Source organism: Nostoc sp., from assembly GCF_036917515.1.
In the GTDB taxonomy this organism is placed as follows: domain Bacteria; phylum Cyanobacteriota; class Cyanobacteriia; order Cyanobacteriales; family Nostocaceae; genus Nostoc.
Map to the genome: position 1 here is coordinate 17,183 of NZ_JBALDE010000219.1, position 20,070 is coordinate 37,252.

Consider the following 20,070-nt stretch of genomic DNA (forward strand, 5'->3'; position numbering starts at 1 on the left):
CAGATTGAGGTAGGAAAGAAGACTTTCTTTCTACGTTTTTCCAATTGTAAAGATTACTATATTATAAATTCATTTGGTGCTTTTAATATCCCCTGCCATTTGGTTAAGTTGTTTTTTTCCCTTGCTCTCCTCTGTTCCTAGCAGTTCGCATTACTATGTGAGAATACCTTGAGCCTGTTTCAAACTAGCTATATCGTGAGAGAAAAATGCGATCGCTTGTTGTCACGATCAACTGAGGACGACAGATACAGAATGAATGATTAAAACTATACCAAATGATTCTTCTTCACACTTAAGCGATTCTGAGTTCGCGTCCAATAGAATACTTGTAATCAGGACTGATTCAAAGACACGCAGACGCAGATATTTTTGAATTATAAGTAATTAGGCGGATATGATATTATCTGCTCTGGGAAAATTTTAACGATCGGTTTGCGACATCAAAATTTTCGCTGTACACTGGGCGATCGTTAGTAGTAAGCCTTTCGGTAAAGCTTGCAGCCTCACCGCAAAGCGTCTAGGATAATCTTCAATTCTCCCCTTTACCCTCTTGCGAATTTTTAATTAGTTGATACACTTGTTCTTCATTAGCTCAGGGAACCAGCGCCTATGGTGCACATCAAGCGCGTGGAACTTACGAACTTCAAATCCTTCGGTGGCACTACCTCTGTCCCTTTGCTACCGGGATGTACTGTCATATCTGGGCCAAATGGTTCGGGTAAGTCTAATATCTTAGATGCACTGCTCTTTTGCCTGGGACTCTCCAGTTCTAAAGGAATGCGAGCCGATCGCTTGCCGGATTTGGTGAATAATACTCAAACGGGTAAAGGACGTGCTTCGATTGAGGCTAGCGTTACGGTGACATTTGATTTGGCGGGGGAGGACTTATCACGCAAAGGCGCAAAGGCGCAGAGTGAGGAAGTAGAGGAAAAGGTAGATGAAGATCGGGAGAATTCCCACTCCCCACTCCCCATTATTCCTTATCCCCAGAGGGAGCCGCACCTTCCCCACTCCCCAACTGAATGGAGTGTTACTAGAAGGTTACGAGTCACTCACCAAGGGACTTACACATCGAATTACTATATCAATGGTGTACCTTGCACGTTAACAGAGTTGCATGGGGAACTAAATAATCTACGGGTTTATCCTGAAGGCTACAATGTAGTGCTACAAGGGGATGTCACCAGCATTATCTCGATGAATGGGCGGGAACGGCGGGAAATTATTGATGAATTGGCTGGGGTGGCGGCGTTTGATCGCAAAATTATCCAAGCCAAATCAACTTTAGATGAGGTAAAGGAAAAGGAAGATAGCTGTCGGATTATTGAAACGGAATTAACTGCACAGCGCGATCGCCTTTCCCAAGATCGGGCGAAAGCTGAGAAATATCAAAAACTCCGCACAGAATTTCTCGCTAAACAATCCTGGGAAGCTGTTTTATCATGGCGATCGCTACAAGCACAACAAGAAAAGTTAGTTCAGGAAATTCAAACAGGTGATCGCAATTTTAGTGAACTCACTACCCAACTCACAAACCTAAATTCCGAAATCGTTCAAAAAACTGCTGAACTTGAACAACTCAATGCCCACGTGAAAGCATTGGGAGAAGAGGAACTTTTGGCGGTACAATCTACTCTCGCTACCCAAGAAGTAGAACATAAACAACTCCAGCGTCAGCTAACGGAATTACAAACGGCTTCCCAAGAAACTGCCAAACGTCTAGCTCAAACTCAGCAAGAAATTCAAAAACAGCGTCATTCCTTAGAAGAAATTGCCAAAACACAGATTGTAGAAGGGCAATCTATTGTCTATTGTCAGCAACAAAGGGATGAAACACAGCAAGCTTTAGAAATTTCCCGCGAAGCAGCAGCAGAAATCGCCTCGGCTTCAGAAGCCTGGGTGCAGCAACAAACAGCATTCAACCGTCAAATTGAAGCTTTACTACACACTCTAGAACCGCAACGCACCGAACAAGCACAACTCAGGGAACGCAATAATCAGTTACAGCAGCTTATCCAAGAGCAAACCCAGTTAATTGAACGTGACGAACCGCTATTAGCAGAAAAACAAACTCAGTGTAGTGGAGTTGAAACGGAATTTAACACCTCTAGCGAACCCATCCAAAATTTAGCCCAAAATCTCTCAGCCACAGAGCAAGAACTGCAAATCCAACAGGAAACCCAAAAACGGTTACTTTCTGAACAACGAGAAAAACAACGCCAGTTGGATAAAATAGAGGCGCAAGCGCAGGCACAGCAGGAAGTCCAAGGAACCCAAGCTAGTAAAGTTATTTTACAATCAGGAATGCCTGGTGTTTGCGGCTTAGTTGTGCAGTTGGGACTGGTGGAACCCCGGCATCAGCTTGCCTTGGAAATGGCTGCTGGTGGACGCTTGGGACATATTGTGGTGGAAGATGACAGCATCGCCGCAGCAGGTATTGAACTGCTCAAACAGAAACGTGCAGGGAGGGCAACTTTTTTACCGCTGAATAAAATTCACGTTCCCAAATTTACCCAAGATGCAACGCTGCGTTTTGCTAGCGGTTTTGTTAACTATGCTGTTAACTTAGTTGATTGCGATCGCCGTTACAAAGATGTATTCAGCTATGTTTTTGGTAACACAGTAGTTTTTGCCAGTCTGGAGGCGGCGCGGAAAAATTTAGGACTGTATCGCATCGTCACCTTAGACGGGGAACTTCTGGAAACTAGTGGTGCAATGACTGGTGGTAGTAACACTCAGCGTTCGGCGTTGCGGTTTGGTACGGGTGAAGCAGCGGAATCTGATGAAGTGATCGCTTTAAAAAGTCGTTTGGCGGACATTGAGCGAGTTTTAGAGCGTTGTACCGAGGCGATCGCTACTTTGTCAACTAAAACCAAAAAACTCACCCAGGAACTCACCGAAGCGCGTCAAGCACGGCGAGAACAGCAGTTACAATTGGAACAGTTGCAAAAAGATATTAAGAGTTTAACAGTGCAATTAGAGGGGACGCGATCGCAACTCGCACAAAACAGTGAAAAGTTAGCCACAGCACAATCCCGTCTGGAAATTTTAGAACGGGAATTACCTGGACAAGAAAATGAATTACAACAATTGCGACACGCATTAGCGGAGTTAGAAGCATCCCAAACCCCCAGTGAATGGCAAGAAATCCAGGCGACAATTAAAACTCAAGAGCAACAATTGCAACAACGAGACACAGCATTACGCGAAGCTGAACAAAGATTACAAAATTTAGAAAATCAGCAACAACGTTTGCAAGAAAAAATCCAAGAAGCAGAAACGCGAATCACCGAATACGAAACCCAAGAAATCTCTTGTAGAGACGCGATTCATCGCGTCTCCACACAAACCACAACCATAGACGAGCAAATCACCCAAACCCGTTTATTGTTGAGTCAAATGGAGCAAAATTTGGGAGAAGAGAAACAAAAACGCGATGCTACAGAACAAGAAGTGCGATCGCATCTTTTACGCCAACAACAATTGGAATGGGAAATCCAAAAACTCCAAGAAACCCAACAGAAGCGCCGAGAAGAATTAGTTGCATTGCAAAGTCAGTTGCAGGATGTAGGAGCAGAATTACCAAATCCCTTACCGGAAGTTCCAGATAAAGTAGACTTGGAAGAATTGCAGAAAGAATTGCGATCGCTTACCAAACGCTTACAGGCAATGGAACCTGTGAATATGCTGGCGTTGGAAGAATACGAACGCACTCAAAACCGTCTCCAAGAACTCACGCAAAAATTAGAGACACTAGAAGGAGAACGCACTGAATTACTTTTGCGGATTGAAAACTTTACCACATTGCGGCAACTTGCTTTTAAAGAAGCTTTCGATGCTGTCAACGAAAACTTTCAATCGATTTTTGCCATCCTTTCAGACGGCGACGGCTATTTACAACTAGAAAATCCTGAAGATCCTTTTAGCAGTGGGCTAAATTTAGTCGCGCACCCCAAAGGCAAACCAGTACAGCGCCTAGCTTCCATGTCTGGGGGAGAAAAATCACTTACAGCCTTGAGCTTTATCTTTGCCCTGCAACGCTACCGCCCATCGCCATTTTACGCCTTTGACGAAGTAGATATGTTTCTGGATGGGGCAAATGTAGAGCGATTAGCTAAAATGATTAAACAACAGTCACAACAAGCGCAATTTATAGTTGTGAGTTTGCGTCGTCCGATGATAGAATCAGCCGAACGCACAATTGGCGTTACTCAAGCACGAGGAGCTTACACTCAAGTTTTGGGGATTAAGTTACAATCATCCAATACATCTGCTTGAGTTTTTGTTAATAATAGTGTATAGATAAACCGGATTCGAGATCAGGACTCGGTATAGAATGACCTCCGAACAGATAATTAGGCGTTCCGACATATTAAATACCCAGGTGATTACCCGCGACAACGGCAAGCGGCTAGGCATCATCAGTCAAGTCTGGGTTGATATCGATCAAAGAGAGGTTGTGGCTCTTGGTTTGCGAGACAGCCTGATCTCTATTTCGGGCATACCGCGCTATATGTACCTCAACAACATTAGCCAGATTGGTGATGTCATCCTGGTTGATAACGAAGATGTCATTGAAGATATCGATGTTGAATCTTTCAGTAATTTAATTAACTGGGAAGTAATTACAGAAACAGGTGAAGTCTTAGGCAAAGTTCGCGGCTTCAAATTCAACGGCGAAAGTGGGAAGCTTGAATCTATAGTCATTGCTTCTTTAGGATTGCCCCAAATTCCCGATCAATTTGTGAGTACTTACGAGTTCTCAGTAGATGAAATTGTCAGCACTGGCCCCAATCGGTTGATTGTGTTTGAGGGAGCCGAAGAACGAGTAAATCAGTTGACAGTCGGTTTATTAGAACGCCTGGGTATCGGCAAAGCACCGTGGGAGCGAGATATAGAAGAAGAATACGGCTATACTCCACCACGTACAATTGCACCACCCAATCAATTACCTAGTGGAGTGCCATTGCAGCCACCCAGGCAAAAAGTTCGTGCTCCTGAACCCGTAGCGCGGGAAGAAGAATGGAATGAAGACTATGTGGAAGAAGAAAGGCCACAACGTCAGGTAATGAAAGCACGGCAGTATGAATCTATTCAATACGAAGAAGACGAGGAAGAAGATAACTGGAGCGAGGCAACAGGCAGCGACAGGTATCAACAACCGCAGCAGCCGCTAAAATATGAAGCCCAGCCCTACAACAAGCCTTATGTTGACGAATACGATGATTATGACGACGTAGAGGGCGATGCTTGGGAAGATGCGCCGAAGCCAGTCAATATTCCTAAGAAAGTCAAGGAAAGACAGCCAGAATACGAAGAAGAAGGCGGATATTAAGTAATTCGTAATGACGCTTTCTACGAGACGCTAAAAGCGTAGCTTGCTTCTCTGTAAGAGTACGTAGACTCGCAACCTAATATAATTCGTAATTTTCGGCTTAAATTATGAATTACGCTTAATGTGAATTAAATAGGTTGAGACTGGAAAGTGAGAACATTAATACCAAAATGACGACGAAGCAATAAGCGTAGAGTGTGAGAATGCTATTTTTGCAGCAATGTGTACACAAAAGCCATCGACAGTTTTAATAATGCCAGTGTCATCATTTCACTATCGCTGATGCTTGGTTTTATCCCTGGTTTTAGCACTGTTGTCTTTTTTACTTGCTGCTGATAGCAATCATCTACCAATACAAATATTCTTGTTAAGAGCGTTCCAAAGTTTATGCTAGTCATGGGGGAAGTCTGAGTTGAATAGCTGGTAACTTTCATCTTCTTACTTCTCCCGCCTTTTTTTCTAATTCACATTAGGCGTGAATTATTCTTCAGATAAGTTCAGCCCTCTCCTTGCAAGTAAGGAGGGGGCTAATTTTTTATCTACCAAAATCTCATTCTGGTAGGAGACTGATTTCGCTGTTGCTCTTGGCGTATCACCACTGAGGATTTGCCATAATTAATGCCGCTGCCTGAGAGCTATCTAATGGATAGGAGAAAAAATATCCCTGCCCATATTCACAGCTCAACTTTCTTAACATTGCTACTTGTTCTTCTGTCTCCACTCCTTCAGCGGTCACATCCACACCTAATTTGTGTGCCAATGTAATAATTGTCTGAACAATATCTAAATTTCCATCAATAATGTCCCCACTAACAAAGGAGCGGTCTATCTTCAACTGATTAATTGGAAAGTGGTGGAGACGACCTAATGAAGAATAGCCTGTACCAAAGTCGTCAATTGCCAACTTAATTCCTAAATTTCTCAGTTGCTTTAACCTGATGATCGCTTTATCGTTGTTTTCCATAATTACGCTTTCTGTAATCTCCAGCGTCAAACTCGGTGCGTTAAGTCCAGTGTCTTGTAGAACTTTATTGATGTGCGGTAGCAACTTTTCTTCACTGAACCTAGTACTACAAAGATTGATACTAATGCTTAAGGGAGACTTAGGCAGATTCTCAGAGTTAGAAGAGAATTGCTCTTGCCACTGCTGCATCTGACCACAGGCCTCATACAAAACCCATTGCTCAATAAGGACAATTAGCCCGGTTTCTTGGGCAATTGACATGAAATACTCTGGTAAAACAATGCCGTGTTTTGGATGTAGCCAACGCACAAGCGCTTCAAAACCAGTTATTTTGCCGCTACTGAGTGACACTATCGGTTGATAATAAATTTGAAACTCTCGAAGCTCAACGGCTCGGCGTAGCTCGTTAACTAACTCCAAGTGTGCCATTGCTTGAATATGCATATCAGTGTTAAAAATCTCATAGCACGCCCTGCCTTGTGTCTTAGCTCGGTACATCGCAATATCGGCGTCACGCAAGAAGTCTTCTGGTTGTTGACAACCTGTTATGCTTAACGCAATGCCAATACTTGCTGTAGTAAAAACTTCTTGCCCGCCTAAAATCACCGGAAGTGCCAGTTTCTTTTGTATTCGTTCAACAACCGCTACCACTTCTACTACATCTTTAATTCCCACCAGCAAGATGATAAACTCGTCTCCTCCCAGCCGTGCAGCTATATCTACAGAGCGCAAGCATTCTTGAAGCCTTTGAGCTACGGTAAGCAATAATTGATCTCCCAATGCGTGTCCCAGGCTGTCGTTGATCAACTTGAAGCGATCTAGGTCTAGAAACAAGACAGCAAAAAGATAATCTGAATGCCGTTTAGAATAATTGACCGCATCTTCTAAACGGTTCATAAATAAAGCGCGGTTTGGCAGGCCCGTTAGTACATCGTGAAAGGCAAGGTGTAGCAGTTGTGATTCGGCTCGTTTACGCTCTGTAATTTCACCCAGCAATTGCTCATTTGCTTTTGCCAGTTCCACTGTGCGTTTTGCCACTCGTTCTTGTGCTTGTTTCGTTTCGCTGATATTACGCAGCAACCAACGCCAGCCTACCAACTTTTGTTGTGAGTTATACACTGGAGCTGCCCTGACACTAGCAGGAAAGGGTGTACCCAAGCGTGGATTTATGTCAATGATGCAGTCTTGTATCTGCTGCGAATTATTTATCAGAGAGCTAAATATCTGGCGGTCTTGTTGAGCAATAAACAGAACTAATGGTTTACCAATGAGATATTGTTGGCGCACAGAGAGGATAATTGCTGCTGCATAGTTAGCCTCTAGGATCTTCCCTACGATATTAGTTACTAAGTAACCATCTGGTGCCAAATCGAATAATTCTTGGTAACGCTGGCGTTCTCTTTCTGCTCTTGCTCTTGTTACCTCTAACTCCTCAGAGGCAACCAATAGTTCTTCCACTACCATTTGGAGTTCATTGAAAGCTGCTATTATTAGCTCTTGGTGTGAGTTTGGTTGAGTTGCAGTGCGCTGCCATATCCCCCTTACTCGCGATCGCAATTCCTCTATTTCCTGGCTAAAGTTATCTACATCCATGTTGCTCAAGCTGCAAAACTATGAAGCGTAGGTGTAAGTAATACTCAAATCTAAGTATCAGTATTAATACATACTAAAAACCTAGCATCTATAGCAGGATATACTTTTAGTACTTATACTAATTCTTTGTGTATACATTATTTTAACCTGAATACTACAACAGTTTGTAACTAATTAGCAAACTATTCAGAAACTTGCCAAAAACTGTTAGCGTCAAACAATATTGTTGTGGATCTTCGAGCTTGAAAACCCGTTCTAATTACTGGCAACTACTGCCTTATATCCGACTCCAGTGGCAAACCATCACTAAGGGACTTATTGGTATATCAGGATACCTACTAGCAACATTAGTGTTAATTAATCTTGCTGGTAAATTGGCAACTCCCTTTGCCCAAGGTAATGTAGTCGCGATCGCTCAAATAACTGGCAGTTGTGCTTTAGTATTTCTGGTGAGAGGCTTATTTCAGTCTATACAAGATATGTACATGGCGAAAGCTGCTTTAAGAGTTGCTTTTCATCTCCGCCAGCAAGTTTATGCCCATCTTCAAAAGCTCAATCTCAGCTATTTTGAAACGGCAAAAGCAGGTGATTTATCTTACCGCCTCACCGAAGATGTTGACCGCGTTGGCGAAGTCGTAAATAAAGTATTTCACGACTTTATCCCCTGTATTTTGCAGTTGCTAGCAATTCCTATTTACATGATTTATTTGAATTGGCAACTGACACTAGCAACAGTAATAGTTGCACCACTAATGGCTATTTTAATTAGCTGGTTTGGTGAACGATTACGTAAGTATTCCTTAAAAAGTCAAAATCGCGTATCGGGTTTATCAGCCATCCTCACGGAAGTTTTCAACGGTATTCGTTTGGTACAAGCTTTTGCTGCCGAAAATTACGAAATTGCTCGCTTTGGCCATGAAGCAGAACGCAGTCTCAAAGCAAAATACTCAGCCGAACGTCTGAAAGCGATTCAGATTCCGATTATCGGATTTTTTGAAGCCTTAAGTGCCTTATTGTTACTGATTGTAGGAGCGTGGCAAATTTCCCAAGGTCACTTGACAGTGGCGAATTTTTTCAGTTATCTAGCGGCGGCGGCGCTGTTAATTGATCCTATTGGTCACACTACTAATAATTACAATGAATTTAAGCAGGGTGAAGCATCTGTTGATCGCGTTTTTGAATTGATGGCAATTCAGCCAACGGTGATCGAAAAGATAAATGCGATCACTCTTTCTCCAGTCAATGGCAAAGTAGAATATCGTCATATTTCCTTCGCCTATAAACCAGGCAAACCTGTCTTAAAAGATATCAGTTTATTGGTATCGCCAGGTGAAGCGATCGCTCTTGTCGGTGCTTCTGGTGCTGGTAAAACCACATTTGTAAATCTCCTCCTACGTTTTTACGATCCTGAAGTTGGTCAAATCTTCATTGACGGGGTTGATATTCGAGATGTGAAGTTGCATAGTCTACGGCGACAAATTGGGATTGTTCCTCAAGAAACCATTATGTTTTCCGGGACAATTGCCCAAAATATCGCCTTTGGACAAGATATTTTTGACATAAAAGCAGTTAAAGAAGCGGCGAAAATTGCTAATGCTCATCAGTTTATTAGCCAACTGCCAGAAGGTTATCGTACTTGGGTAGGCGAACGTGGGGTAAACTTATCAGGTGGACAAAGACAAAGAATTGCGATCGCTCGTGCTGTTTTACTCAATCCGCAAATCTTGATTCTTGATGAAGCGACATCAGCATTAGATTCCGAATCAGAAGCACTGGTACAGGAAGCACTGGAAAGACTAATGGAAAAACGGACGGTGTTTATTATTGCTCACTGTTTATCGACAGTTAAAAGGTGCGATCGCATTTTAGTTCTCGAACAAGGACAAATTGTCGAATCGGGAACCCATGAAGAATTATTAGCCCTACAGCGTCGCTATGCGCGGTTTTATGCCCAGCAGTTTAGTTAGAGGTAGAGGAACAGGGAGCAAAGGACAAGGGAGACAAGGGAGACAAAGGGAATAACCAATGCCCAATGCCCAATTTCCAATCCCCCTTACTAAACTATCTCCTAAACTGAATTGCTTTGATCAACTCATAAAAAGGTTGCCAATTATCTTCCTGGGCAATTGCTTCCCAAACAGATTCAATCACAGGTCTTAATAATACTGTTTTCGGATTATTAACAGCTAGAGTTTGAGCAATTACATCAGTGCGTAGGCGTAGCCCGTCGTAGACATCGCTCTCAAAATCGTTCAAAATTTGATGGTATAGTATGCACCAATCATCAAAAATTCCAGATGCACCCGGTACTGGCACAATATCTGAATTATTCATCACAAAACCTGGTTCATCTCGCCATTTCGATGAAAAAGTACGAGCCATCTCATAAAAAAACTGGTGATAACCAACTTGGCTATCTCTCAAAAATTCAATCGTTAGATTCAATAGCTCCACTGCTTCTCGATGCGGCAAATTCTCAAAACCTAACTTTTTCAACATCAAAGAACTGTATTCAGCTTCATAATACTCATCAAACCTAGCTAATCCAGCTTCCATTTCGCCTTTATCAATAATCGCCTTTAAAGGTTCTTGGAGCATTTGTAAATTCAGATGACAAATACTTGGTTGATTACCGTAACAGTAGCGTCCATAATAGTCAAAATATGCAGCTATAAAGGATGGGTTATAACTCGGAATAAATGCGTAAGGGCCATAGTCAAAACTCTCTCCAGTAATCGACATATTGTCAGTATTCAGGACTGCATGACAAAAGCCAGCCGCCATCCACTGCGCTACTAGTTCTGCAACCCGTTTCACTAATTCGGCGTAAAACAGAGCATATTTATCTTTTTCAGCATTTAAGTGTCGATAATACTGCTCAATTACGTGGTCTAACAGCTTCTTAGTTAAATCTGGACGCTGGAAATAGTGCAGTCGCTCAAAAGTGCCAAATCGAATATGAGAACTGCTCATTCTAATCATCACAGCTGAACGGGTAGGCGAAGGTTCATCACCCCGCCAGAGTGGTAAACCTGTTTCAATCATGCTCAGACAACGCGAAGTACGTACACCCAAGTGGTGCAGCGCTTCCGCAGCCAGAACTTCCCGTACTCCACCTTTGAGTGTGAGCATACCATCGCCACCACGGGAGTAGGGCGTTCTCCCAGAACCTTTAGTGCCAAAATCGTATAATTCGCCATCGTTGGCGCGTACTTGCCCGTAGAGAAAGCCTCTACCATCACCTAATTGTCCGTTATACTCACCAAATTGATAGCCGTGGTAACGCAGTGCTAACAAGGGTTTGCGTCCCTGAAATTGACCAAAGGCTTTGATGAAATCTTCGTCTTTGACTACTTGGGGGTCTAGACCGAAACGGGGCAATAGTTCATCGTTACGCCAACGCAGGATGTGTTGGGGAAATTCAGCCGCTGCAACCTCATCGTAGTAGTCACCACCTAAAGATTCTAAGGCAGTTTCGTAGTTGAGGGTGAGAAAAGGATTGCTAGAATTCTTATCGTTTGGAGTTTCAGCCAGAGTCATTACGAGCAAAGCTAATTCATTCTTCCTTTAATACTACCTCTGGCTTCAGCATCATCAGCATAGACGCAAAAAGCGATCCATATCTAAAATATGGCAGCGCTTCAGCAGGCAGAAGTAACCCACCTTGAAAAACGTGGAATTGAAGCAAGAACGCTGACTAATTTGTAGTTGTAGCGAACTGCCTGATAAAATTATCAGCGAGAAATTTCAGTTTTGTATTTTTTATTACTAACGAACTTTACATTAAACCATGCTTTATCTACCTGAAATTATTCACTAGATAGAAGAAGAAGTTTAGTAATAAAAAGTATTGTTTTGAAAACAAGACTAAGGAATTTTTTTTAATGCCAAGTAATTTTTTTACACCAGTAGAAGAAAGAGAAAAAATCTTTTGTACAGAACTGGTTCAGTCCGGTGTGTTATATGAAAAAGCGGTTACTGCCGCTAAAATTTTAGCTTCTGGTCAACCAGATGAGCTTTTATCATCTGAAGAGAGAAAAGCTGTAAAAGAAGCTTATGAAAAGTGGTTTGTACAGAATAAGCCCTATAAACATTGAAGCTTATATATCCGTTTTGGGTTAGGCAACTCAGAATAATTAGAATGCTGAAGCTAGCATAAGTTCGTAGATGCGTGTCAATCGCTCACGAGTAAATTTCTACCTCTGCCATGAGATATTGACTCTTGTAAAACCGGTTTCAATCGTCTAGAAATGTTGAAATACTGACGCTTTTGTTTTGTATTTTGTATCACTAGCAAATTTTACATTAAACTATGCTTTATCTACCTGAACTTGTTCACCAGATAGAAGAATTTTAGTAAGAAAGAGTATACTATTAAAAATAAGAATCAGCAATTTTTTCTATTTGATTTAGAAATTACAGGCTTTTTTCTAACTTAAACTAAATAATCAGCAAGATGAATCAAGAGAATTGTACTAAACATATTTTAGTTTGTGATGATATTGAACAAATGGTTCAAGTGATGAAACTCGTCTTAGAATCAGAAGGTTATGAGGTATCAACTGCAAATAGAGGTTCGGAGGCAATTGACAAAATTAAGATAAAAAAACCTCATTTACTAATTACAAATTTAATGATGCCAGATATGAGTGGTTGGGATGTAATTAATTATGTTCGGCAAAATTTAAAAATAAACACTCTCCCAATTTTGATTGTATCAGCTAATAATGAAGAAGATTTTCGCAACAATGAAGTAGCTGGATTTCTTTACAAGCCAGTTCAACTTGATGTATTTGTTAAAAAAGTCAAATCAATTTTAGAAGTAAGTTAATTAATTTGAACTGAGCGTGAATAGCAAACTGGTATTGAGCCAAGTCTATGTGTAAAAATCTGCAAAAAAACACTTTATTTGAAAATCAAGTGGAATATTTTTGTTGTTAACTCTCACTGATTTTATACAGATTATATATTTATTTACTCTTACCTTATTTTAAAATAAATAAAGTTTTGGACATCAAAAAAATAAGACTGACTTAACCGAAGTTTGGATAAAATCCGCCAGTCTTACAAAACTTAAACTTAATGAAATAAAACTGATTTTTTATTTTTTAATTGGTTGTGATGTTGGTGCAGCAATTCCTACTGGTTTTGATGGTGTTTGTGGTACTTGTGAAGCGAGAATTTTTTTCACTTGTAGGTTATAAGTTTGCAAAATTGATTGAACCTGTTTCTGTTGATCTTGATTGAGATCCAAAGATTTTAATACTATTCTGATTCTCTGACGGGATTGCAATGCCGCCTTAAATTTAGTATCTTGGGACGGGGTTAATAGAGCTTCAATATCCTTATCTCTTTGCTGGCGAGCTATTTGGATTTGTAGGCGCTGTTGATTTGTGAGTTTGATTGGCTGGTGTGATGCAGCACTAGTCTGAGTTTTTGAGACTGGTGTAGTGGCGGAATTTGGGACTGGTGCTGCCAAGACAACTCCATTTAAAATGGTAGCAAAAGCGAAGATAGTAGAAAAGACAGATAAGCGCTTTATAGAATTAATGAGCATTTTAAAAAACTCCTCAACTATTTAAGAAAATCGGACACATCGGTTCAAGCTAACCTTAATAACTAAGCCTGGTAGTGAACAAATATTACTATTGCATTTGCTTGTGGAGTTGTTGTGTAGTTATTATGAATTTACTATGAATTTGGAGATGTTCAAAATTGATATATTAAATTTATTATCAGATGGATATTATAATATTATAAATAGGAATTTTTACTAACTGCAAATAAGTATTTGAATTAATTTGAAGCCTAACTTACTTGTATAGATTACCTAAATAAGGTTTATAAGCAACAAGTATGGTCGATAAATAAAATAAAAAGTTAATAAAAAATTTAGTATATTTTTAAAAATCAGGTGCTTTCCAATTAGGATTTGTAAGACTTGTCAAAATATGATCTTCCCATTGCCCATTAATTAACAAATAGTCTCTAGCATATCCTTCAACGACAAAACCGAGTCTTTTGAGTACATTGCCACTGCGGCGATTGTGAGGCATATAATTAGCCATAACTCGGTGAAAATTTAACTCTTGAAATAGATATTGAGTTGCAGATTTTAACCCCTCTGTCATATATCCTTTACCTTGTTTATTTTCAGCAAGGCTATATCCCACATAGCAAAAATGAGCGGCTCCTCGGACAAAATTACTAAAATTAACCGTTCCAATAACTACGGTAGGTTTTTTTTTGGTAAAAATAAATAATTTTAACGATTGCCCATTGATAAATTCTAGAAAACTATTCTCTATTTGATACTGCCAATATTCTTCAGTGAAAAAACCATCAGCCCAAAGAGGGTAAAATGGAGTCAGATAAGTTTTGTTATCAATGAAGTATTTGAGAATTTGGGGTATATCTTCATGGATCGCTGCTCGTAATAACAGGCGATCGCTTGCAATTATTGGCAGTTCTGATATCATAAATTACTTAATCAAGGGGATCTCTTCGCAGAACATTCTCTAAATGTTATAAATTCTCTCATAACCTGTGGTTTAGCAGCAGTTAAATTAGCTGTCTCATCATTACGACTTACACAAGTGTCATAGCTTTTTCATAAAGTTTGTTAAGAATTAAGCGTCAATAATCTCCAATTCATGAGTATTTTTGCTCTTAATCTGCCATTTAATCAAAATCTTGATAAGCTGATGTCTAATATCTAGAGCGGAAGGATTGAGAGCCAATGGGTGATAAAGCACAGTGCTGGGCATAACTTCGATAAAATCGCTTTGCCCAAACGCTGTACCACAGCAGATTCAAGTAAAAGATAGCTCTTGATTAATCCAGTCTACAAGAAGGATAGTAATGTGGTGGGAATACGCTACGATTGGCAAGAATTAGAGATTAGGGCGATATACAACACGCCTTTGCTAGAGCTTATTTATCAAGCAGCTAGCGTGCATCGCCAATATCATGACCCAACAAAAATACAAGTTTGCAAGCTGATATCGATTAAAACGGGAGGTTGTCCAGAGGATTGTAGCTACTGCGCCCAATCTTCCCGCTATAAAACAGAGGTAAAGGCGCAAGCACTCCTAGAAAAAGAAACAGTAGTTAACATCGCTCAAAAAGCTAAAGAAACTGGTGTTAGTCGCATTTGTATGGGTGCTGCTTGGCGCGAAGTGCGGGATAACTCACAATTTGAGGAAGTCCTAGAAATGGTCAAGGATGTGACTGCAATGGGTTTAGAAGTGTGCTGCACTCTGGGTATGTTGACGGCAAATCAGGCTAGGAAATTGTCAGAAGCAGGACTTTACGCCTACAACCATAACTTAGATACCTCGCAGGAATATTACAGCACAATTATTACCACAAGAACATATAGCGATCGCTTAAACACAATTGAGAATGTCCGTCAGACAAATGTTACTGTATGTTCCGGCGGTATCTTGGGTTTAGGCGAAACTGTCGATGACCGGGTTGGGATGTTACAAACTTTGGCAAACTTACATCCCCATCCAGAATCCGTACCAATTAATATTCTCTCCCAAGTACCGGGCACACCCTTAGAAAATCAGCCTGATGTTCCCATTTGGGATATTGTGCGGATGATTGCCACAGCCAGAATTTTAATGCCAACTTCTGATGTGCGTCTTAGTGCTGGTAGGGCGAGACTTTCTCAAGTTGAGCAAGCTTTCTGCTTTATGGCAGGAGCTAATTCTATCTTTTCCAGCGACGACAACAAGATGTTGACAGTGACAACTCCCTGTCCCGATTACGATACTGACCGAGAAATGCTGAATTTACTTGGCTTGGGAATGCGTCCGCCTTCCCAAAGACAAGAGAAGGTAGCAAGTCCGGCTGTTGTCGGATAAATATCTGATTGTGGGATGACCGAAACGGCTATCCCACAATAAATAATTGGATATTTTTTTATTGAATTCCTTAAGCAGGTGTTAATAAAATCAACTGCTGTTGCAAAAGGGTTCTTACCCCATCCAATCCCAATTGTACACTTGCCAAAATATCTGCAACTGTGGAATTAGCATCACATCTTTGCATAAACTCAAACTCTGCTACAGATAAATTAACAATTTGGTAATCATAATTAAAGAAACATTGACCGGGAAATCCTTCAATACAAGGATTAAGTTCGGGAATCGCTGCCAATAGGACGTTATCGTCTGACCAGTCAGCTTTGATTAAAGGAGGACGACCGAGGAAAAACTCGTAATGAGTTACTTCTGGGTCTAATAATTCTATCAAGCGATAAAGCTGGCGATCGCTCAATTGTTTTGCCCGTTCTACTAACTCTGGTGCTTTACCCAAAAGTCTCTCTAAATTCCAGAAACTCGGATTCGAGAAACCAATAAATTCTAATCCCGAAGCATCAATTAATTCAAATAGCGTCTCAATGTTATAGTCAATTTCTTGAGGATGAACGTACATATCAGCGAAGTATTCATCCTTGTTGTTTTCTAATGACCAACGTTGTTTATCGTATTTGACAATTCGGTTATTTTCTGGTAAAGAAGCGAATATTTGTCTGCCGACTTGGACACCATCGCGGTAGTCGCCTTTTTTGTCACCTTGGAGAAGGGCGATCGCTTTTTGCATGAGTTGAATTTCCCAACGCCCCAACTCCCCATACACAAAAATGTGCATCAAGCCGCCTGGGGCTAACTTTTTCGCCAAAGCTTGAATACCGCGAATGGGATCGGAAGTATGGTGCAAAACGCCAACACAGTTAATTAAATCAAACTCACCCGGTAACTGTTCGACATCAAACAAACTGAGGTGATGAAATTCAACGCGGTTAGCCCCAGAACGCTGACAACGTTCTTTAGCTACAGCCAAAGCAGCAGTACTGAGGTCAATTCCCACAACAGAAGCTTGAGGATTGAGGTGAACTAAGTACTCTGTACCCACACCAGTACCGCAACCTGCATCTAAAATCCGAATATCTTGCCTTTGGGGTTTTTGACCCGTGCAGAAGTTATGAGCGGCTAGCCAATTCCAGCGCCAGTTGTAGCCTGGAGGTGGTTCATCCAACAGGGCTTCTGGCGGAAAGGGGTAAGTATTGTAGAGTTTGGCAACAGCAGCACTAACGGTTTGAGAATCTGACATGATAACTAAATCTTGGGGGAATTCTGAGTTTATCGAATATTTGTTGTTCACAGCCAAAAAGTTTTACCACCCGTTTGCAAAAAGTTGAGTTAAACTGGTTTGTTGTATAAATTTTACATTTAGTGTTAACAAATGGTTGCTTATCAAATGTCAGCAATAATGAATAAACCCATTCATAAAATTCTCTTCGGGAGTCCGGGAACCGGCAAAAGCCACAGAATTGTTTCCGATATTATCCCTAACTACTTAGGTATAGATGAATCCACTTATCCTGAAAATATTATCAAAACAGTTTTTCATCCAGAATATACTTATGGGGATTTTATGGGTAAATTAGTACCAATTACGATGAGATCAGGGAAAGTAGAATACAACTATTATGAAGGACATTTTTTAAAAGCACTATCTCAATCTTATAAAAATATAAAGGAAGCCTATGATAAAGAGGGTAAACAAGTCAAGCAACCAGAAAATGTTGCTCTTGTAATTGATGAAATTAATAGAGGTAATTCATCAGCTATATTTGGTACTGCTTTTCAGCTTTTAGATAGAGATGAAGATGGTTGGTCAAGTTATGGGATTAATCTAACCGCTATCGAATTTTTAAAGTTATTAGAATTGATAGGAACAAAGTTTGGTTACGATGAAAGAGGAAATATCAATGAGTACAGATTACAACCTTACGAAGGAGTTGCTAAATTAGAGACATTACAAAAGAAAATTGAATTTTTAAGGTTTGATTTATTAAATAGGATTATCAGAATTCCGCCTAATCTTTCTATCCTGGCTACCATGAATACTTCTGATAACTCCATTTATTTCATGGACAGTGCATTCAAGCGTCGTTGGGATTGGGAATTCGTGAACTGGGATGAGAGTAAGCCGAATACAGCTACGTATGGAAAAGGAGGAATCTTAGATGAAAATGAATGGAAAAAGCTGATTAAAAAGCTTAATAACTTTATTAAAAGCCATCATGCCTCAATTCGAGGAATTGAAGACAAGCAAATCGGCTATTATTTCATCAAACAGCCTGTAACTGCTGAACAGATACAGAATAAACTAATGTTCTTTTTATGGGACAGTGTTTTTAATCGTGATAAAAAGCCACTAGTGGATCTTTTGAAGGTAACAAAAGATAATCTTGTGACTTTTGGAGATTTTACTAAACTACACAATACTTTAATTAAAAATATAATGAATCTTCCTGATTAACTTGGGCATCACGATTTAAATTTGAAATACTAGCCCCTATGTTTAACGTTCCATGTTTGACTTTTCCAGCCTTAATATAGTCAAAAATACTAACGATTTTTTTATCGGTATTCGTAAATCTAAATTTGAAGATAATTTCGAGTTTTGTCTACCCAATGGCTTTGATAATTTTCCAGAGGGTGACTTCGATGCAGTACGAAATTTATTTTTTAAAATGTATCGTACTTTTCGGAAGTTTGAGGTCGATAATTTAGATAATAAACGATTCAATATAAATAAACCTGATTTTCAACAAGAGCAGGATCAGACGACTCTTTCATCTGGTGGAGTCAAAATGCAAACAGAGGAAGGAGATGTTTGTGTACTCTACAGTAAAATTAAAATGATTGAACGAGTTTTGGAAGCCTACGATGAACTTGCGATAAACTCAGTTCAAAAGAAGGTTAGACGTAGTGAAGACATCGAATATTCTCAAATTCATAAGTATTTAGATCACGCTATTTATCTAAAAGACAATTTAAATAACGATGTAATCTATCTTGAGGCAATGAATCTGCCACGTTCGACAGTACGCTATGAAAGTACTGACCTTGTAAATCTGTATTGCTATATTCTAGATGAGATTATAGAGCAGTTAAATAGCGATGTGTCAGATAACATTAAAGCACACACTCAAGATATACGCTTTCTTGCCCAACGCTTTAAGGAAGATTATCTAACTAGTAACCAATCTATTTTTGCCAAGGATACCTTTGAAGAAACTATTAGTATTCTTAAAGAAGCGCTAGATAAGATAGATAAAAATACTTTATACAAGGATGCTGACTATTGGGGACTTTACGAAGCTATTGAAACATTCCTCTACGGCGAGCTAAATCCTGAGCAAGGTAATGGTGAATTCTGGGGAGTATATAGATTTTCCCTAATTTGGGAAGATATGTGCAACACCTATTTTTTTAAAGAGCACCGTGACGAAATTTGCTATGCAGATACAGATATATCTTTGAAAGGATATCAGAACTTAGAAAGGGAAGGAGAAGAAAAAAATCGAGTTGGAAACTGCAAAGCCAATGGCAGAAGTGTATATTGGAATCAATGGGTTTACTGCACAAGTTTAACAAATTCTAACAAGTTAGCAAAAATCCAAGAAAAACTTGAATGGGACGAGCTACTTTGCATTGAATTTGATTTAAATCATAGACAATTTATTTACTCGCGTTCTAAATATAATCAGTCTGAAAAACGAGTTAAAAGTAAAGTACTACGTCGATTCATACGTCCTGATTTAATTTTAGAAAGCCAAACTGAAAAAGTAAATAATAACTTTCCAGAAAGTAAATCTATAAAAATAATCGATTATAAAGATTTACCATTAAGATTTTATAATAAAAAACTTTCTCAAAAATCGGCTAAAAAATATAGGGATGACATTATAAAGCAGCTTACCTATGAATACATTTTGCAGCAAAAATGTGAGGTTTCTGCAAATGAGTTTTTTATTCCTTATTACTACGACATAGAACCATCCAATCTATTAGGTGAATTAGAGCCAGGGCTAAATCTTCAGGGTATAAAAATATTTAGAGCAAATTTTTCGTTAATACAAAATATTTATTTAGAAGATAATTTATAAATTATAAGTTAAATATTCTTGGAACTCGTTCAGTAAATTCAGCCTTTGAAAGTATTTATGTTCCTTTTGTCTCCTTTGCTAACGAAGAACAAAAGAAAGTTATAGAAAATTATGGCGTTGCATAAGTGCGGGATGAATCAGGTTAACACGGGTATTTTCCCGTACTTCAAGTAATGAAGTAATAATCGAATTGAATACTTCAGCATA

At 39.7% G+C, this 20,070-nt stretch carries 14 protein-coding genes; 8 read left to right on the forward strand and 6 right to left on the reverse strand.

The genetic code is table 11. The annotated features are described in order from the left end of the window. Nucleotides 1-609: 609 nt before the first annotated feature. The gene (smc, locus tag V7K89_RS28675; RefSeq protein WP_335193322.1) at nt 610-4,278 is read left to right on the forward strand and encodes a chromosome segregation protein SMC; all 3,669 of its coding nucleotides are present in this window, start codon (nt 610-612) and stop codon (nt 4,276-4,278) included. A 58-nt stretch (nt 4,279-4,336) separates the two neighbouring features. After that, nucleotides 4,337-5,335 (forward strand): PRC-barrel domain-containing protein, encoded by a 999-nt coding sequence (locus V7K89_RS28680; protein WP_335193324.1) that lies wholly within the window; start codon nt 4,337-4,339, stop codon nt 5,333-5,335. Nucleotides 5,336-5,541: 206 nt separating this feature from the next. On the opposite strand, the gene V7K89_RS28685 is transcribed toward V7K89_RS28680, so the two are convergent. Next, on the reverse strand, nt 5,542-5,733 hold the full coding sequence (locus V7K89_RS28685; protein WP_335193326.1) for a hypothetical protein: 192 nt from the start codon (nt 5,731-5,733) through the stop codon (nt 5,542-5,544). Nucleotides 5,734-5,927: 194 nt separating this feature from the next. After that, a complete protein-coding gene (locus V7K89_RS28690) occupies nt 5,928-7,892 on the reverse strand; it encodes a putative bifunctional diguanylate cyclase/phosphodiesterase (RefSeq protein ID WP_335193328.1) in 1,965 nt (654 codons plus the stop codon). 242 nt (nt 7,893-8,134) lie between these two features. Here V7K89_RS28690 and V7K89_RS28695 point away from each other — a divergent pair, with 242 nt between their 5' ends. Beyond that, complete coding sequence (locus tag V7K89_RS28695; RefSeq protein WP_335193330.1) at nt 8,135-9,859, forward strand: ABC transporter ATP-binding protein; 1,725 nt, start codon at nt 8,135-8,137, stop codon at nt 9,857-9,859. 94 nt (nt 9,860-9,953) lie between these two features. On the opposite strand, the gene V7K89_RS28700 is transcribed toward V7K89_RS28695, so the two are convergent. Then, complete coding sequence (locus V7K89_RS28700) at nt 9,954-11,432, reverse strand: protein adenylyltransferase SelO (protein ID WP_335193332.1); 1,479 nt, start codon at nt 11,430-11,432, stop codon at nt 9,954-9,956. A 344-nt stretch (nt 11,433-11,776) separates the two neighbouring features. Here V7K89_RS28700 and V7K89_RS28705 point away from each other — a divergent pair, with 344 nt between their 5' ends. Beyond that, complete coding sequence (locus V7K89_RS28705; RefSeq protein WP_335193334.1) at nt 11,777-11,989, forward strand: hypothetical protein; 213 nt, start codon at nt 11,777-11,779, stop codon at nt 11,987-11,989. Nucleotides 11,990-12,348: 359 nt separating this feature from the next. Then, nucleotides 12,349-12,723, forward strand: coding sequence for a response regulator (locus V7K89_RS28710; RefSeq protein ID WP_335193336.1), 375 nt, complete (start codon nt 12,349-12,351; stop codon nt 12,721-12,723). A gap of 270 nt (nt 12,724-12,993) precedes the next feature. Here V7K89_RS28710 and V7K89_RS28715 read toward each other — a convergent pair whose 3' ends face one another. Further along, nucleotides 12,994-13,449 carry a hypothetical protein gene (locus V7K89_RS28715; RefSeq protein WP_335193338.1) on the reverse strand — a complete coding sequence of 152 codons (456 nt, stop codon included), beginning with the start codon at nt 13,447-13,449 and terminating at the stop codon, nt 12,994-12,996. Nucleotides 13,450-13,795: 346 nt separating this feature from the next. Further along, a complete protein-coding gene (locus tag V7K89_RS28720; protein WP_335193340.1) occupies nt 13,796-14,371 on the reverse strand; it encodes a GNAT family N-acetyltransferase in 576 nt (191 codons plus the stop codon). Nucleotides 14,372-14,755: 384 nt separating this feature from the next. Between V7K89_RS28720 and bioB the strand changes: the two genes are divergently transcribed. Beyond that, on the forward strand, nt 14,756-15,763 hold the full coding sequence (gene bioB, locus V7K89_RS28725; RefSeq protein WP_335193350.1) for a biotin synthase BioB: 1,008 nt from the start codon (nt 14,756-14,758) through the stop codon (nt 15,761-15,763). A gap of 70 nt (nt 15,764-15,833) precedes the next feature. Here bioB and V7K89_RS28730 read toward each other — a convergent pair whose 3' ends face one another. After that, nucleotides 15,834-17,015, reverse strand: a complete 1,182-nt coding sequence (locus V7K89_RS28730) for a class I SAM-dependent methyltransferase (protein ID WP_335193342.1) — start codon at nt 17,013-17,015, stop codon at nt 15,834-15,836. 132 nt (nt 17,016-17,147) lie between these two features. On the opposite strand from V7K89_RS28730, the gene V7K89_RS28735 reads away from it, so the two are divergent. Beyond that, nucleotides 17,148-18,230: a restriction endonuclease gene (locus V7K89_RS28735; protein ID WP_335193344.1), complete on the forward strand. Its 1,083-nt coding sequence runs from the start codon at nt 17,148-17,150 to the stop codon at nt 18,228-18,230. A gap of 52 nt (nt 18,231-18,282) precedes the next feature. Further along, nucleotides 18,283-19,863, forward strand: coding sequence for an LlaJI family restriction endonuclease (locus V7K89_RS28740; RefSeq protein ID WP_335193346.1), 1,581 nt, complete (start codon nt 18,283-18,285; stop codon nt 19,861-19,863). Nucleotides 19,864-20,070 lie beyond the last annotated feature (207 nt).

Coding starts and splice junctions, on each gene's coding strand:
- smc (WP_335193322.1), top strand. CDS start 610: ATGGTGCACATCAAGCGCGTGGAACTTACGAACTTCAAATCCTTCGGT.
- V7K89_RS28680 (WP_335193324.1), top strand. CDS start 4,337: ATGACCTCCGAACAGATAATTAGGCGTTCCGACATATTAAATACCCAG.
- V7K89_RS28685 (WP_335193326.1), bottom strand. CDS start 5,733: ATGACTAGCATAAACTTTGGAACGCTCTTAACAAGAATATTTGTATTG.
- V7K89_RS28690 (WP_335193328.1), bottom strand. CDS start 7,892: ATGGATGTAGATAACTTTAGCCAGGAAATAGAGGAATTGCGATCGCGA.
- V7K89_RS28700 (WP_335193332.1), bottom strand. CDS start 11,432: ATGACTCTGGCTGAAACTCCAAACGATAAGAATTCTAGCAATCCTTTT.
- V7K89_RS28705 (WP_335193334.1), top strand. CDS start 11,777: ATGCCAAGTAATTTTTTTACACCAGTAGAAGAAAGAGAAAAAATCTTT.
- V7K89_RS28710 (WP_335193336.1), top strand. CDS start 12,349: ATGAATCAAGAGAATTGTACTAAACATATTTTAGTTTGTGATGATATT.
- V7K89_RS28715 (WP_335193338.1), bottom strand. CDS start 13,449: ATGCTCATTAATTCTATAAAGCGCTTATCTGTCTTTTCTACTATCTTC.
- V7K89_RS28720 (WP_335193340.1), bottom strand. CDS start 14,371: ATGATATCAGAACTGCCAATAATTGCAAGCGATCGCCTGTTATTACGA.
- V7K89_RS28730 (WP_335193342.1), bottom strand. CDS start 17,015: ATGTCAGATTCTCAAACCGTTAGTGCTGCTGTTGCCAAACTCTACAAT.
- V7K89_RS28735 (WP_335193344.1), top strand. CDS start 17,148: ATGGTTGCTTATCAAATGTCAGCAATAATGAATAAACCCATTCATAAA.
- V7K89_RS28740 (WP_335193346.1), top strand. CDS start 18,283: ATGTTTGACTTTTCCAGCCTTAATATAGTCAAAAATACTAACGATTTT.